The organism is Pyxidicoccus xibeiensis, from assembly GCF_024198175.1.
Lineage (GTDB): Bacteria > Myxococcota > Myxococcia > Myxococcales > Myxococcaceae > Myxococcus > Myxococcus xibeiensis.
Genome location: NZ_JAJVKV010000004.1, coordinates 324,781 through 339,870 on the forward strand (window position 1 = coordinate 324,781; position 15,090 = coordinate 339,870).

13 protein-coding genes are annotated in these 15,090 nt (G+C 69.0%); 7 read left to right on the forward strand and 6 right to left on the reverse strand.

The genetic code is table 11. The features are described 5' to 3' along the window. Positions 1-564 precede the first annotated feature (564 nt). The 3 genes from LXT23_RS19160 (at position 565) to LXT23_RS19170 (ending at position 5,037) form a co-directional block, all read left to right on the forward strand. Entirely contained in the window at positions 565-2,523 is a 1,959-nt protein-coding gene (locus LXT23_RS19160; RefSeq protein WP_253981647.1) for a CBM96 family carbohydrate-binding protein, read from the forward strand. A gap of 150 nt (positions 2,524-2,673) precedes the next feature. Beyond that, complete coding sequence (locus LXT23_RS19165) at positions 2,674-3,462, forward strand: hypothetical protein (RefSeq protein ID WP_253981648.1); 789 nt, start codon at positions 2,674-2,676, stop codon at positions 3,460-3,462. Positions 3,463-3,717: 255 nt separating this feature from the next. Next, the gene (locus LXT23_RS19170; protein ID WP_253981649.1) at positions 3,718-5,037 is read left to right on the forward strand and encodes a hypothetical protein; all 1,320 of its coding nucleotides are present in this window, start codon (positions 3,718-3,720) and stop codon (positions 5,035-5,037) included. 45 nt (positions 5,038-5,082) lie between these two features. Here the strand turns inward: LXT23_RS19170 and LXT23_RS19175 are convergent, their stop codons facing one another. The 6 genes from LXT23_RS19175 to LXT23_RS19200 form a co-directional block, all read right to left on the reverse strand. Then, positions 5,083-6,384: a serine/threonine protein kinase gene (locus LXT23_RS19175; protein WP_253981650.1), complete on the reverse strand. Its 1,302-nt coding sequence runs from the start codon at positions 6,382-6,384 to the stop codon at positions 5,083-5,085. Positions 6,385-6,440: 56 nt separating this feature from the next. Then, positions 6,441-7,796, reverse strand: coding sequence for a hypothetical protein (locus LXT23_RS19180; RefSeq protein ID WP_253981651.1), 1,356 nt, complete (start codon positions 7,794-7,796; stop codon positions 6,441-6,443). 78 nt (positions 7,797-7,874) lie between these two features. Then, positions 7,875-8,387: a hypothetical protein gene (locus tag LXT23_RS19185; RefSeq protein WP_253981652.1), complete on the reverse strand. Its 513-nt coding sequence runs from the start codon at positions 8,385-8,387 to the stop codon at positions 7,875-7,877. Then, a complete protein-coding gene (locus LXT23_RS19190; protein ID WP_253981653.1) occupies positions 8,371-9,564 on the reverse strand; it encodes an amidohydrolase family protein in 1,194 nt (397 codons plus the stop codon). The genes LXT23_RS19185 and LXT23_RS19190 overlap by 17 nt, the downstream gene beginning before the upstream one ends. Positions 9,565-9,860: 296 nt before the next feature. Next, positions 9,861-10,397: a T6SS immunity protein Tdi1 domain-containing protein gene (locus LXT23_RS19195; RefSeq protein WP_253981654.1), complete on the reverse strand. Its 537-nt coding sequence runs from the start codon at positions 10,395-10,397 to the stop codon at positions 9,861-9,863. Positions 10,398-10,642: 245 nt separating this feature from the next. Next, the gene (locus LXT23_RS19200) at positions 10,643-11,761 is read right to left on the reverse strand and encodes a serine/threonine protein kinase (RefSeq protein ID WP_253981655.1); all 1,119 of its coding nucleotides are present in this window, start codon (positions 11,759-11,761) and stop codon (positions 10,643-10,645) included. Positions 11,762-11,870: 109 nt separating this feature from the next. Between LXT23_RS19200 and LXT23_RS19205 the strand changes: the two genes are divergently transcribed. From LXT23_RS19205 to LXT23_RS19220, 4 genes are all read left to right on the forward strand, one after another. Further along, complete coding sequence (locus LXT23_RS19205; RefSeq protein ID WP_253981656.1) at positions 11,871-12,314, forward strand: hypothetical protein; 444 nt, start codon at positions 11,871-11,873, stop codon at positions 12,312-12,314. A 349-nt stretch (positions 12,315-12,663) separates the two neighbouring features. Further along, positions 12,664-12,915, forward strand: a complete 252-nt coding sequence (locus LXT23_RS19210; RefSeq protein WP_253981657.1) for a thioredoxin domain-containing protein — start codon at positions 12,664-12,666, stop codon at positions 12,913-12,915. Between the two features lie 48 nt (positions 12,916-12,963). Next, a complete protein-coding gene (locus tag LXT23_RS19215) occupies positions 12,964-13,935 on the forward strand; it encodes an AraC family transcriptional regulator (RefSeq protein WP_253981658.1) in 972 nt (323 codons plus the stop codon). Between the two features lie 89 nt (positions 13,936-14,024). Then, a complete protein-coding gene (locus tag LXT23_RS19220; RefSeq protein WP_253981659.1) occupies positions 14,025-14,987 on the forward strand; it encodes an MBL fold metallo-hydrolase in 963 nt (320 codons plus the stop codon). Positions 14,988-15,090: the final 103 nt, after the last annotated feature.

A 15,090-nucleotide genomic window follows, 5' to 3' on the forward strand; every position in this document is an offset into this window, starting at 1 on the left:
AAAGCCCAGATGGTCCTCCGGTCCTGACCCAACTGCTCGGCCAGCCTGTGGGCTTGCCCCGGTTCGGTGGACAGGTTGACTACGCTGCCAGCCTCTTCGCTTCTGCCGCTCGCCCGGACGTCCTGGTGGGCGACAAGCCCTACAGCTTCGGTCCAGTCCGTGGGACTGGCTCCCATCCTGATCAGGCTGCGGCCTGAATGTGGCGTTGCAGAGGGGCGAGCGAGAGATTCATGGGTGTGTCGGCCGCCCGCAGCAGCATCCAGGCACACCCGGCCTGCTACCGCGCCCGCAGAGCTGCGGCGGTATCGAGCCCAAACCCGAACCTCGGGGAACAATTCGCCCACCTTGGCTGGCAACGGTCGCGTGCAGTTCCACCTGGTCAGGACGCGGGTGGCCAACACCCTGCCCTCCAGGGCCATTGTTCCGGACCAGGAGGGAAAGAAAGGCGCCCGCAGAGGCCGGACACAGTCGACTCCCGCACGGATTTCCGCACCCCAATCACGCCTGCCATTGGCACTGCGAATGCAATCGGCTTGCGCCGAACCCTGAGCCCGGGAGGCGCGAGTGAGTGTGAAGCAGTGGAGGAAAGGACTGGGCGTGTTGCCCATCCTGGGGATGGCGGTGGGCTGTGGTGGCGTGGTGGAAGCGGGGACCGGGGAGCAGCGGTCCCAGGCCGCGGCGGTGGAGGCGCAGTCGCTTCCACCCGGCTGCGAGGACCTGGGCCGCGAGTACAACAGCACGGCGCGCATGACGGCAGACACGTACGTCGTGCAGGACGCGCCGGACACGCCGCACGACACGTCCACGGTGCTCATCTCCGACGGCACCCCCCGGCAGGAGGCCTACCTGCGCTTCCGGGTGGATACCGCCGAGACCACCGCCATCCTCCAGGCGAAGCTGCGGCTCTACGCCGTGGATGGCTCGAGCAACGGCCCCGCCGTGTATGCCACCGGTACGGACTGGTCCCCCTACTCCCTCACGTGGAACAACCGCCCTGCCCTCATCGGCACGCCGCTGGCGAACGTGGGCCCCATCGCCTCCGCCAGCTTCGTGGAGTACGACGTCACGGCCCACGTGACGGGCAATGGCCTGTACAGCTTCGCCCTCGTGCCCGAGGTGGGTGATGGCGCGGACTTCGCCTCGACCCGATATCCCGTGTACGGCTTTGCCCCGGAGCTGCGGCTGCGAATCAAAGAGACGCAACCCCGGTGCCAGCACCAGGGCACGGGCGGCGACGTCACCCAGGTCCTTCGCAGCGACGCGCTCCATCGCGGCCTGGCCATGGATGGCAGCGGCGGCTTCGCCACCCTGTCGAACTACTCCACGGACGCAGGGACAGGGATGCGGCTGACCCGCTACGACGCCAATGGCTCCCGGGTATGGATGCAGAACTACCCCGAGGCCAGCGGGGGCTGGCGGACACTCGGAGGGCTGGTGATGACGCCCCTGGGCAACCTGCTCGTGCACGGGAACTTCACGGGCCCGCTGGACTTCGGCACGGGACTCATCCCCGGAACGGGTCCCGGCAACCAGGGCCTGTTCATCGCGAAGTTCAGCCCCACCGGCCAGTTCGTCTGGGCCAAGGCCTTCCGCGCCTTCACCCATGAGCAAGGCACGACCACGCCGGCACTCATCTCGGCCACTGACGTCGCCACCGACGCCAACGGCAGCATCATCGTCACCGGTGGCTTCCGGGGCCGCACGGACCTGGGAGGAGGTCCCCTGGACGCGGGGCCCTCCAGCCATGGGGCCTACGGCCGTCGGGGGATGTTCCTCGCGAAGTTCTCCTGGGAGGGAACGCACCTGTGGTCCCACGCCTTCGCCACGGGCGAGGATTGGGACACGCTGGGGCTGGCCGTGGCGACCGACAGCCAGGGGTACGTCCTGGTCGGCGGAACCACGAGCAGCGTCAATGACCTGGGCTCCGCCTCGTGGATGACGCCCTTCATCGCGCGCTTCCTCCCCACGGGAGAGCGCCACTGGGTGCGCCTGCTCGACGGGGCGCGGGGCCACATCACGGGGGTGGCGGCGATGCCAGGTGGCGCGGTGGCGTTCACCGGTCATGTCCGTGGCACCTTCACCTTCGCGGGCACGTCGCTGTCGAACCCCACCGAAGACCCGGACATGGTGCTGGGCGTGCTGGAACCCTCCTCGACGGACCGCTGGGGGCGGCTGTACGGCGGCGTCCATGGCGAATACGGCTCCAGCCTCGTCGCGGACGCGCAAGGCAACCTGGTGACGTCGGGCGGGTTCGGCTACGAGACGGACCTGGGCGGCGGCACCTTGAATCCCTACGAGGCCGGCGAGGAGAGCACCTACGTGGCCAGCTACGCTCCCGACGGCAGCCACCGCTGGTCTCGCGCCATGGGAGATGGACTGGAGCGGACGATGCTGGGCCTGACGCCTTCGGGGGAGGTGTTCTTCGGGGGTATCCTGGAGGAGTCGGAGGTCATCCGCGTGGACCAGACGGAGTACACCGCTGACGGGGGAAGCCTCAGCCTCCTGCTGAGGCTGTCGCCCTGAAGCCCGCCGTGTCCTCCGGGATGGGAGGAGCGCCTGCATCCCGGAGGACAGGCCTGAGCATGGGCCAGGGCGGGCTGGCAGCACTGCTCCACCCATGGAACGAAGGCGGATGTCAGAGCCCCTTCACAGCGAGCGTGGCATGCTTCGTCGGTGGACGACTTCACGAAACTCGCGTCGCTCGGAGCGCTCCTGGAGCGCGCTCGAACGTGTCTTTCGAGCGAAGACCTGCCGCAGCTCGTCATGAGTGACCCGGGCCACCCCGGGTACGTGGCCGCATATGAGCGCGTCCTGGCAGGAGGGGCGCCTGAGCTCCTGCGCGACGGCGGCCTCCTGCTCAACAGCTTCGAAATCACCGAGAACCTCCTGCTTTCCCACTCGGAGGCCAGCACCTCCCCGCGCCACCGGTGGTTCTCCATCCTCACGGCGTGCATCGAGCTCTTGAGCTGGAATGGCTGGGAAGCGTCGCGAGGAACGCCCGCGTCACAAGCGCTCTGCAATCTGACGACCGACAGCTTCGCATTGCTCGACGCAGGTGACGCGCGTGCCCCGCTCGAGTTGTTGCCCTCAACCTGTCGGGAGCTGCAACAGGCCAGCGAGAATCGGCACCTTCGCGCCACTGCGCTGCTCTGTGAGTTGCTCGTGGGCGACCTGACCGACGCGGACATCGAAACAAGGTGCCGCGAGCTGAACCGTCACCACGACGCGTTTCAAGCACAGTGCGTCGAGAGCGAAGACACCAACGAGTGGATTCCCAACGTGTGGCTTGCACGGCGGCCTGAGTTCATCTGGGGCGCAGCCGTGAGCCAGCGTCAGGAGCTACGAATGTGGCTCGAGCTCGTGAAGGCGCATTTCCCGTGGTCCCCGGGGCTCGCACTGAAGACCCGCGAACGGCTGCTCGAAGATGGCGAAGCGTGGGAGCGCTCGGCGCGCCGCAGGTAGCGCACCGGTCCACTTCGAAGGCCCGCAGCGGCAACGCCCTGTTGCGTGAGGGCGCGGGCCGACCTCGGCCGCGAAGCGCCGCGCGAGCGGGCTTGCGCGAGCGCGTGGGAGGCAAGCCGTCTATGGGTAGGATGCAGGGCCATGTACCCGATACGCCGTCTTCTGACCCGTGGACCGTGGTTGTTCGACCTCAGACCGCATCGGCTCATCGTCCTCCACGGAGCCGAAGGCGTGCGCCGGGAGGTCAGCGGAGACGTGCCGAATCCTCCGTCCGCGCCCGTGTTCCTCGCCGCGCTCGGCGAGGCAGAGGACATCTGGGTAGGAGGCGGGGACAGGCGTGTCTTCTCCGTGGGGGCCGGCGCGAGCGCTCCCGTCCAGGCCTCTCCGAGGGAGTGCTTCGACCTCACCACCGATGGGGACCGGCTCATCGGAACGGTGGTGGACGGCGCCCTCAAGCTGACCACCCTCTTCACGACCGATGGGTCCGGGCAGCAGTGGAAGCCCATGCCCCTGCCCAAGCCCGTCTCCGCCAGGCACGGGCAGGGGTACTCCGAGGGGCGCCCCCACCGTCAGTCCCCCGATGGGGCATTCCTCGACACGAGCCCCTTTGGCATCACCGTCGTGGAGAAGGGCCGGGGCCGCGTCTACGTGCTCCGCGCGGGGGCGGCTCAGCCGGAGGGAGCGCTCCAGGTGGAGCCGGGCCATGAGCAGGACATCTGGCGGGCCCAGGCCACGCCCCACGGCGTGCTCCTCCTGCTCATCATCGACTACCGGCGGACGACGCTCCTCCACTTCGCGCTCGACGGCACCCTGCTCGGCTCCCTCCCGGGGAGCGAGGTGGATGAGGAGGAGGAGGAGGAGGACCTGACCTGGGGCGGTAAAGGGGTGTGCGTCCTCGACGCGGCCCGGGCGCTCCTCTTCGTCCAGGACAAGACCCTCCTGGTGTCCCTGCCCGGGCTCCAGGTGCTCGAGACGCTCGAGGGGGAGTGGTCCGACTTCGTGTCCGTGACGCCCGCGGGGCCTGACCAGTGGTGGGTGGGCGCCGCGGACAGTGACGCGCTCTTCCTGCTCACCGCCGCGCCCGGACACCCCTTGCACCGCCACGCCTCGAACCGTCCGGTGCGCCCGGGCGCGCCACTCATGCACATGGGTTACAAGACGCCCGCCATCCACTGGACCGAGCACACCTCTGCGCCGCTGACCGTGTCCGCGCCGGTGGCCGAGACGTGGCGGGCGGTGGTGCGCAATGACGGGACCGCATGTGAGAGGGTGCGGGTCCGGGTGTCCGGGGTGCTCGTCGGCGCTCGTGTCGTAGACGTGAGCGTGCGGTATCGCGGCCAGCCGCTGCCGCTGGTGGGTCAGAACCGCGTGGACCTCGTGGGGGATACCGCCGGACTGGAGGGAGGGGCCACCGCGGAGCTGGAGGTGACCTTCACCCCCCGCGGCGAGGGCTCGGGACCGCTGACCATCACCGTCGAGCCGTGCGCCTGGCAGTTCCAGGGCAAAGAAGAGCCTCGCGTCCTCGCGGTGACGGGCCATCCGGCCTCCGCCCGGTTCCCGCTCACGGTGGAGTAGCCCGAACCGCGCCCCCTGTCCTCGGGCAGCTCATGACCGGCGAGGTCACTCGAGGGCGGGCTCCGGAGTCATGGGCCGCGGAGCCGGAGCGGGAGCCTTCTCCGGCTCGGCCGCAGCGCCCATCGCCCACAGCGTGACACCGCCTCCGAGCAGGAACCCCAGGGCCGCGGCCGCCGCGAGGAGCCAACCTCGTCCCCAGCGGGGTCGTGCCCGGGCCTCCGGGCCGTCGGGAGCCGGGGCGGGCCGCGGGGCATCGGCCAGCGGGGAGCGCGGGTCTGGCAGGTCCGTCCGTGGCGTCCGCGGGGCGGGCCCCGGGCTGGAGTCGTCATCGAGCCGCACAGACGCGGGCCCTGGCGTGTGCGTCGGTGGACCGCCCGACAGCGAGGCGCCGGACGGCGTCGGGGGCGCCGGGGCGATGACGGTCGGGGCGTCTCCCGCCGTTACCTGCTGGATGAGCTGGACCACCTGCTGCGGCGTCACCGGCTCACCCACCGAGAGGATGAACTCCTCCAGGTCCGCCTGGAGCGCGCGGCAGTCCGGGTAACGCTGGTCCCGCTCCTGGGCGAGCGCCCGGGCGAGGATGGCTCGCAGGGCATCGGGCAGGTCCGGCCGGTGCTGCTCGGCGGGCACCATCGGCTCGGATACGATGGCGTCAAACAGCTTCTTGCCGGACGTGGCGTCAAAGGGCCTGCGCGCGGTGAGCAGCTCGTAGAGCACCAGACCGAGCGCGTATACGTCCACCCGCCGGTCCGACGACCGGCCCATTACCCCCTCGGGCGCCATATACAGGTACTTGCTCCAGCTGGGAGTGAACCGTTCGGTGGTCCACCGGTCCCGGAAATAGTCGGTGCCGAAGCCCACCACCCTGGCCATCCCCTGGTGCGACAGGAGGATGTTGTCCGGCCTGACGCAGCGGTGGATGAGCCTCTGCGGCGGGTTCGTCTGGGGGTCGGTGACGTCGTGGACGTAGGCGAGCCCCTCGCAGGCCTGCGAGATGATGCGCGCACACAGTGTCGCCGGAAGGGTCATCCGCTGGGCCGACAGGTGCTTGATGACCCTGCGCAGGCTGGGCCCCTCGATGCGCTCACTGGCGAGGAAGTACGTGCCGTCCGCCACACCGAAGTCGAAGACCTGCGCGAGGTGCGGGTGCGAGAGAAGGGCGGCCTCCCTCGCCATGTCGAGGAAGATCTCCGGGAACCCCACGTCCTCGACCATGTCCGGCCGGAGGCAGTGGAGCACCAGCGTCTTCTCGACGCCCCGCGGGCCGGTGGCCCTGGCCAGATAATCCTCGATGATGCCTTCGACGAGCCGGTGGATGCGCTGGTATTTGCCGACGTGCGTGGTCACGAGGCGTATGAATAGCAGGCATCACCGGTCTCATCGAGCGCGGGGGGCGAGCTTGACTAGACGTCAGTCACCAGCGTCCAGGTGGGCTTCACCCACTTGGGCCCGTTCGCGCCCTGCTCGATGAACGCCGTGTTGGCCAGGTTGCCCGGCACCAGGTAGGCGCCGATGAAGGGCTCCGCGATGGCCGCGGTCTGCTCGACGACCACTCCCAGCACGCTGCCACCGCCGTTGCCGGTCGCTCCGCCGAAGCCTGCTTGCTGCAGCGAGCCCCAGCCCACCCCGCTGGTGTCAGGGGCGGTTGGCGGGTTTGTCGAGCTCACGTAGTCGAGCGAATTGCTCGGACTGTTGACGAAGCTGTAGAGGGCGCCGTTGTAAGCAACCGCGCCCGGAGAGGTGGTCTGGATCGCCGTGGCGCCGGTGCTCGTGTAGACGGTGAAAAGGGGTACGGTGGGATGGTTGTTCGTGCCGAACGTCATGCTCGAGTCGATGATGACGTAGCCCAGTGCTGAGTTCTTTGCGTTGATGAAGCAATAGATGCGGCCATTGAATACCGTCGCGGACGGGCCGATGTTGGCAGCCGTCAAGACGGCGCTGTTGCTGGTATCCTGGTAGATCTGGGTGTCATTGCACCAAGTGCCGTTCGAGGACATGACGGTGCAGCCCAGCTTTCCGTCATTGGAATCGCCGGTGTGAAACAGGTACAGAGAGTTGTTGAATGCAACGAGCGAGGGAGAGCCGTTCAGCCCTCCGTTCGAAGCCTGTGTCTGGGGGCCCCAGCTGTTCCCGTCAGACGAGGCGTTGTACCAGATGTTGTTGTGGCCGTGCGCCTTGTACGCGACGTAGATCTGGCCGTTGTAGACCGCTGCGCTGGGCGCGTTGGACAGCAAGTTGGTGCCCGAGTCCTTGTTCGAGGGGATGAGCTGGAGCTGGGTTTGCCAGCTGTTCACGCCCGAGAGCACGTTGTAGAAGAGCTGCCCGGCCGCATTGGCGTAGATGACCCACACCGAATAGTTGTTGAGCGCCGCCAGCGCCGGTGAACCCGTCGGGACATCCGGCCACAGCTCCCGGCGCAGTTGCAGGGCCAGTTGGATGGCGTCGGAGCGGAAGGCGATGAGGGCATCCGGCCGGCGCTCCCGGTACTTGGCCAGATACCAGGTGTACAGGGCGTGTGTGTAGGCAGGCCCGCGGGCCCAACCCAGGTCCAGGCTCTCGACATCCAGGGTGATGGAGCCGCCCTGGGCCTCCCACAAGGAGGAGCGGAGATTGGCGACGAGCGTCGCCATGGCGGGCAGCGCCGTATCCTCGGGGATGAGCAGGAGCACGGACTTTCCAGCCGGACGCGCCTCCTGGGCCACCGCCTGGGGGGACAGCAGCGAGAGGAGGCAGAAGACAAGGACGATGCGCCAGGACATGGTGGACACTTTGAACGCAGGAACTCGCCGTGCCTGCATCAAAACGCGCGTCATGCCGGCGAGCGATGGAGCAACTGGCTATGGACTGCCATCGCCATCCGCGGGGCCCGAGGTGGCAGGGCGTGGCTTGACCATGACAGGGAAATAGCACGCGCTCCTGTATGCAAAGCCGCCCCTGTCATCACAGTCCTTCACGTCCGCGGGCAGCTTCGCCCAACAACCGCCGTTGATGGCGACCTGCTCCTTGCCGGGACAGCGGCCCTTGGCGTCCGGGCGCCGCTGACCTTGAAGGGGCTTCGGCGGCAGGTCCTGCGCGATGGAGGCCCACAGGGAGGGGGCTCGCTCGGGTGCCACCGGCGCCGTCAGCACGGAGTCCCCGACGGCCACGGCGCCGCCATCCCTGGACTCATCCTCCTCCGCGAGGTGGGCCGCCGCGGGCTCTTCGGAGGGACTCCCCCTCAGCAGCCCTCCGGCGCTCAGCGCCACTGCGCCTGCGAGGCCGGCGGCCACGAGTCGGGGCCACCTCGCCACGCGAGGAGGGGGCCGCACCGTGACGCGCTGGGGGAGGTGCCGCTCAGCGTGTCGACGCATCCACCTGCTTCTCTCGAGCACGGGCGTCCAGGACCACCTGCCCGTCCTTCATCACGAACCGCACCTGCTTCAGCGCCCCGATGTCCTTCAGCGGATTCCCCTCCACCGCGAGCAGGTCCGCGAGCTTGTTCGGTCCGAGCGAGCCAATCTGGTCCTGCATGCGCAGCAGCTCCGCCGCGTTCACTGTCGCGGCGCGCAGGATGTCCAAGGGCTTGAGACCCGCCTCGGCATAGGCGATGACCCACTTCACGCTGGCCTGCCCTCGCGTCAGCCCTGGCATCACGATGTACATGTCCGAGCCCGCGGCAATCCGGACACCCGCGGCCACCGCACGGCGGAGGCGGTCATTGGCCCTGGCAATGGCCTTCTTGCAGCGCTCCTTCTGCTTGCGCTGGCGCTCCGCGTTGCCGGGCTGGGCCTCGAACGAGTCACACACGTCCATCGGGCCATCAGTCGGCACCAGGAAGGTGCGATTGCGGACCATGGGCGCCAGCACGTCATCGGGAAGGGAGTACCCGTGCTCGATGGAGTCGACGCCCGCCTGGACCGCGATGCGAATGCTCTCGTCGGTGGTGGTGTGCGCCGCCACCGGGCGCTTCTTGCGGTGGGCCTCCTCGACGATGACCTTCAGCTCCTCCAAGGAGAGGAGGTTGTGCCCGTTGTCGACAATGACCTTGATGCAGTCCGCGCCGTCCAGGATGGCCTGCCGCACGGCGCGCCGGGCCTCCTCTACACCGGAGATGGTGACGTACTCCTGCTCGATGAGGGGCTGAGCCGGAAGCTGGAGCGCGGGGAACTGCCCGCCCTGTGGAGCGAGCGCGCGGGTGCAGGCGGAGATGCGCGGGCCCTGCACCCAGCCGCGCTGGATGGCGTTGCGCAGCGCCACGTCGCCGTTGACCCCCGAGTTGCCGACGTCGCGCACCGTGGTGACACCCGCCTCAAGCATTTCGCGGCCCAGCTTCGCGCCCAGGAGCGCGCGCTCGGCGGTGCTGCTCTGGGTGACGGTGGAGACCATGCCGTCGCCTCCGTTCTCCGGGTCGAGGTCCAGCAGCAGGTGCGAGTGCGCGTCAATCAGCCCGGGCAGCAGGGTGACGTCGCCCAGGTCGATGACCCGTGTTCCCGAGGGGATGGAGAGGCCGGTGCCCACGGCCTGGATGCTCGGGCCTTCGATGAGCACGACTGCATCCGGCAGGACCCGGTCACTCTTCCCATCGAAGAGCCTCGCGGCGCGGAGGGCAATGCGCGTGGGCTTCGCGGAGGAGGGCGTCTGCCCCCATGACGGCAAGGGAACGCAGCACAGGAGGAGCGTGCCAATGAAAGTCGTCAACAAGTATCGGGAACGGTAGGACAAGGCGTGACTCCTGGGGCGCGCGACACCTGCTCGAGAAGCCGCACCTTGGCTGGCGCGGTCAGCGCCGCCGGGAAAGCATGGCAACAGCGGCAGGGCCGGTCAGCCCGGTATCGCCCGCTGTTTCATATCCGCGCCAATATCGCCATCTCGGTACGCATCGGTTTCTTCTCCACCGCCGTGGCGTCGCGCGAGCCGCCCAGGCCAAGCGCCGGGACAAACGCGTACATTTCGCTGCTCGCTGGCGCGCCAAGCCGCGGGAAGGCGGCTTCGTATACGTCGATAAAGTACGACGCTTCCAGGCCTTCCCTGTCGCAAAGCAGGGTGTCCATCACGAATTCAAGGTCGCCCTCGGTGCCGACTTCATCAATGCAGTTGTGCACCGGGTTCAACGCCTTGTATTGGCCCTCGTGATAAAACACCACATGTCCAAACCCGCACTTGAGGAACCCCAGACAGTGCGCGGGGTCCAGGCCCCACAAGGAAAAATACGGCCTGCAATAGTCAGCCGACACGAACTGGAAGAAGCCGTCGGCGTAGCTGTTGCGTTGCACCGTATCCAGATAAGTTCTCAGCTCGGCTGGAATCTGGGGCGCAGCACCGGAGGCCGGAGGGGCGTCGTGCTGAACGTAGAGGCGATACGTGGAGAGAAAGGTATCCATTGGGTCGACTCTTGAAGTTGATTCGCAAACCGAAGTCCATCTTTACTTTTTCCTCGGCTCCTCCACCCGGGTTCAAGGGTGTCACGCATCCTGCTCCCGCTCCGGACGAGCAAGCCGTCCCCATCCGGGCCTCGCTCGTGGATGCCTATTCGCGCTGCCAGCGAATCACTCGCAAGGCGGCCAGCTCACGGTGGAGTAGCCCGAGCCGCGCCCCCCTGTCCTCGGGCAGCGCATGACGGGCGAGGTCACTCGACGGCGGGCTCCGGAGTCATGGGCCGCGGAGCCGGAGCGGGAGCCTTCTCCGGCTCGGCCGCAGCGCCCATCACCCAGAGCGTGCCCCCTCCTCCGAGCAGGAACCCCAGGGCCGCTGCCGCCGCGAGGAGCCAACCTCGTCCCCAGCGGCGCCGTGCCTGGGGCTCCGGGCCGTCGGGAGCCGGGGCGGGCCGCGGGGCCTCGGACGGCGGGGAGCGCGAATCTGGCAGGTCCGTGCGTGGCGTCCGCGAGGTGGGCCCCGGCCTGGAGTCGTCATCGAGCCGCACAGACGCGGGCCCTGGCGTGTGCGTCGGTGGGCCGCCCGACAGCGAGGCGCCGGACAGCGTCGGGGGTGCCGGGGCGATGACGGTCGGGGCGTCGCTCGCCGTTACCTGCTGGATGAGCTGGACCACCCGCTGCGGCGTCACCGGCTCACCCACCGAGAGGATGAATTCCTCCAGGTCCGCCTGGAGCGCGCGGCAGTCCGGGTAACGCTGGTCCCGCTCCCTGGCGAGCGCCCGGGCGAGGATGGCTCGCAGGGCACCGGGCAGGTCCGGCCGGTGCTGCTCGGCGGGCACCATCGGCTTGAAGACGATGGCCTCAATCAGGGCCATGACAGGCATGGAGTCAAAGGGCCTGCGCGCGGTGAGCAGCTCGTAGAGCACCAGACCGAGCGCGTAGACGTCCACCCGCCGGTCCGACGACAGGCCCATTACCCCCTCGGGCGCCATGTACAGGTACTTGCTCCAGTTCGGGACGAGATGTTCGGTGGTCCACCGGGCCCGGAAATCGTCGGTGCCGAAGCCCACCACCCTGGCCATCCCCTGGTGCGACAGGAGGATGTTGTCCGGCTTGACGCAGCGGTGGATGAGCCTCAGCGGCGGGTTCGCCTGGGGGTCGGTGAGGTCGTGGGCGTAGGCGAGCCCTTCGCAGGCCTGCGAGATGATGCGCGCACACAGTGTCGCCGGAAGAGTCATCCGCTGGGCCGACAGGTGCTTGATGACCCTGCGCAGGCTGGGCCCCTCGATGTGCTCACTGGCGAGGAAGTACGTGCCGTCCGCCACACCGAAGTCGAAGATCTGCGCATTGCCATGGGCGTAGTGGATTCCCACAACTAGTTCATCAGCTCCAATCTGCTCCTGCAAACCTGACTAAGCTGGGCGTCACCGGAACCCGGGGGCTCCCGACGGGTCCCCACACCCCTCCGGAGAGGAGCTGTCCATGAAGTCCGCAATCATGTTCTTGCGTGCAATGACTTTGGTGGGAGCGAGCCTGGCGCTGACGGCCTGTGGTGGAGACCTGCCGCCCGCGGAAGCAGGGGCGCTGGAGGCGGACGCCCTGGGGCAGGCGGAGTCCGAGCTGGGCTCCTGCGCCAACTGGTCCGAGTGGAACAACTCGGGCGCGACCACGTGTGAGTACCGAAGCTGTGGCTTCTACTGGCATTGCGACGGTGAGTGGCTCGCGGGGGCTCCGGCGAACGACTCGGGCGCTGAGCCGGATGAGCTCCTTCCTCCTCCTTGCGAGGACGGCTCCTATCCCTATCGCGTCAACAACCCGGGCACTTTCGCCCAGCAGTACAGCTACCGCGCGTGCTTCAATGAAGCCGGTACCTACACGCACACGGAATACCAGTACCAGAACGTCCTGAGCACCTGCGGCTGCTGAGCTGCGACGGCTCCCCGGCCCACGGAGCTTCGCGCCGTGGGCCGGCCTGACGGTGGGTACCTCTCAGACTCCATGAAGTCCCTCGTGCAGCGCTCCGCACCGCGCACGCGGAGACTGCTCGCGAGGTAGTGGGGCTCCAACGCCATCCGGCAGGTGGACGCCCGCCCTCCTCACCGCACCGACCGCCAACCTGGAAGCCCGTCGTGGCTGTCTCACCCACCACCTGCTTGCCGCGCGCCTGCTCATACGCCACCGAGATCGACTGCTGCCACCTTCTTCCCGGTCGTGGCAAGCTCCGCGAGCCGAGCCTGCACCAGCCTCTTCACCAACTTCGGATAAGCAGCAGGACATGACCATCACCGTCACCGCCTTTGAACGCTCGCCCGCTCGCGGCAGGGGACTGGCGCGGGACATGAGGGTGTGCTGGGCGCTGGAAGAGGTGGGCCAGCCCTACGAAGTCCGTCTGCTGTCGTTCGCTGCGTTGAAGGAGCCCGCGCACAAGGCGCTGCATCCGTTTCGCCGCGGCTTCATGCGACGGCGCGCGCACGACGACGAAAACGGTCAGCTCGTTCACGACGTCCGCCACGCCATCCGGAAGTGATACGTTCGCGCTGGCTGGTTTCCAGCACATCGACTGCCAGGTGTCCCGGTGCCCGAGACGGTGACGGTGGCGACGTACTTCGTGCGGCCGCTGCGGCGCTTCCTCGCCGCCCGGGGCGTGGATGCCTCGCGCGTCTTCCCGGCCGGACTGCCGGAGGCGGAGGGCCGCATCGAGCTGGAGGCCGCCGCCGGACTCTGGCGCGCCGCCGCCGAGGTGGACCCGCTCGTGGGCCTGCGGGTGGCGCGCGAGCTGGTGCCCGGGGACTTCGGAGCGCTCGAGTACGCCGCGCGCTCCAGCCCCACCCTGCGCGCCGCCTTCGAGCGTGTCAGCCGCTACCACGGACTGCTCAATGACCGGAGCCGGGTGACGCTGAGCCAGGCCGGGGGCGAGGTGCGCATCCGCTACCTGCGCCCCGGCATCGAGGCGCGGATGCCGCCTTCGTATGTCGAGTTCGTGCTCGGCAGTTGGATGAACATGTGCCTGCAGCTCGCGGACACGCCGCTCATGCCCGCACGGGTGTTGCTCCCCCACCCCGCGCCCAGGGACACGTCGCTGCACCGCGCCGTCTTCGGCGAGGGCGTGCGCTTCGGCGGCGAGGAGGCCGAGCTGCACTTCCTGGCCGGAGTGCTCGACACCGCGCTGCCCAGAGGGGACGCCTCGCTCGCGAGCGTGCTCGACCGGCATGTCGAGCAGCTGCTGCTCCAGGCACGGGCCACGCGCCCCTGGTCCACGCGGGTCGGCGAGGACGTGGCGCGGCAGCTCGCGGACGGCGTCCCCCGGCTGGAGCAGGTGGCGGGGCGGCTGGGCGTGTCGCCGCGGGCGCTGCGGCGCCGGCTGGAGGAGGAAGGGACGACCTTCGCGCGCGTCGTGGATGAGCTGCGCCGGGGGCTGGCGCTGGAGCTGACCCGCAACCCCGGAGTGTCGCTCGGAGAGTTGGCCTTCCTGCTCGGCTTCTCGGAGCCCAGCGCCTTCCACCGGGCCTTCCGCCGCTGGACGGGCCGGACGCCGCGAGGGGGCTGAGGCGGTCAGCGCGGTCACCCGTGCGGTCAGCGCGGTCACGGTGCACGGGCCGTGTCGCGGGCATGAAGGAGCCATCGAAAGGTGCTCCGATGGCAAGACCCTCCCTGCTGCATCCCGCCGCCTTGGCGGCCATGTTGTCCCTCCTCGGAGTGCTCGCGCTCGGGTGTGCCGCCGCGGCCCTGGTGCCCTACCGGCCCGTCGAGGTCGAGGGCACCACGCCCCCGGGCCCGCCGTACACGCTGCCACCGCCCCGGCAGGGCTTGCGCCTGCATGTCTTCAACACGGCGATGAATCGCATGTCCTCGCTCCTGGTCGGCTCGCAGCGGCCGTGGCGGCCCGCGCCCGCCTTCGTCCTCGAGCACCCGACCCAGGGCCTGGTGCTGTTCGACGCGGGCATCTCGCCGGAGGTGGCCCGCGAGGGCGAGCGCGCCCTGCCCGTGCCCCTGCAGTGGCTCATCGAGAGCCGGGGCCGGGAGGAGCGGCTGCTGACAGCCCAGCTCCACGAAGCGGGCCTTCGCGTGGAGGACGTGCGTCAGGTGCTCGTGTCACACCTTCATGAGGACCACGTGGGGGAGCTGGGAGCCTTCCAGCAGGCGCGCATCATCGGTGGGCCCGGCACCGCCGGCTTCGCCGCCGAGCACGGGTGGACGGAGCGCTGGCACGAGGAGTCCTTCGAAGGTGCCCGCCCGTTCCCGCCCTTCGACGCGAGCGTGGACCTCTTCGGTGACGGCAGCGTGGTGCTGCTCGCCGGTGGCGGGCACACCCGCGAGGACCTGCTCGCCTGGGTCTCCCTGCCCTCAGGCCCGGTGCTGCTCGCGGGTGACGCGGTGGTGCATCGCGACTGGCTGGAGAGCCAGGACGTTCAGCGCATCGCCTCGAAGCCCCAGCGAGCGGCGGACGTGCGCAACCAGGTGCGTGCGCTGCTCTCCGCGCGGCCGGACGTGGTGCTGCTCGCAGGCCATGACCTGCGAGGCATTCCGATGGACCGCGAGGACCTCCGGGTCCACCACCCGGAGTGGCTCACCCCCGAGGCCTGGCCGGTGTCGCCATGAGGTGAATGCAGAGCGAGCCTTCGGCAGGGTCGAGGGCGTCGGCTTTGGCCTGGCGCGCGGACCGGCGCGCCTCCCCGCGGGTGAAGTACGGCTTGGTCGACAT

Bases quoted from the DNA above. Each gene is read 5' to 3' on its own strand.
- LXT23_RS19180 (WP_253981651.1), bottom strand. From the start codon at position 7,796: ATGTCCTGGCGCATCGTCCTTGTCTTCTGCCTCCTCTCGCTGCTGTCC.
- LXT23_RS19185 (WP_253981652.1), bottom strand. From the start codon at position 8,387: ATGCGTCGACACGCTGAGCGGCACCTCCCCCAGCGCGTCACGGTGCGG.
- LXT23_RS19195 (WP_253981654.1), bottom strand. From the start codon at position 10,397: ATGGATACCTTTCTCTCCACGTATCGCCTCTACGTTCAGCACGACGCC.
- LXT23_RS19205 (WP_253981656.1), top strand. From the start codon at position 11,871: ATGAAGTCCGCAATCATGTTCTTGCGTGCAATGACTTTGGTGGGAGCG.
- LXT23_RS19210 (WP_253981657.1), top strand. From the start codon at position 12,664: ATGACCATCACCGTCACCGCCTTTGAACGCTCGCCCGCTCGCGGCAGG.
- LXT23_RS19220 (WP_253981659.1), top strand. From the start codon at position 14,025: ATGGCAAGACCCTCCCTGCTGCATCCCGCCGCCTTGGCGGCCATGTTG.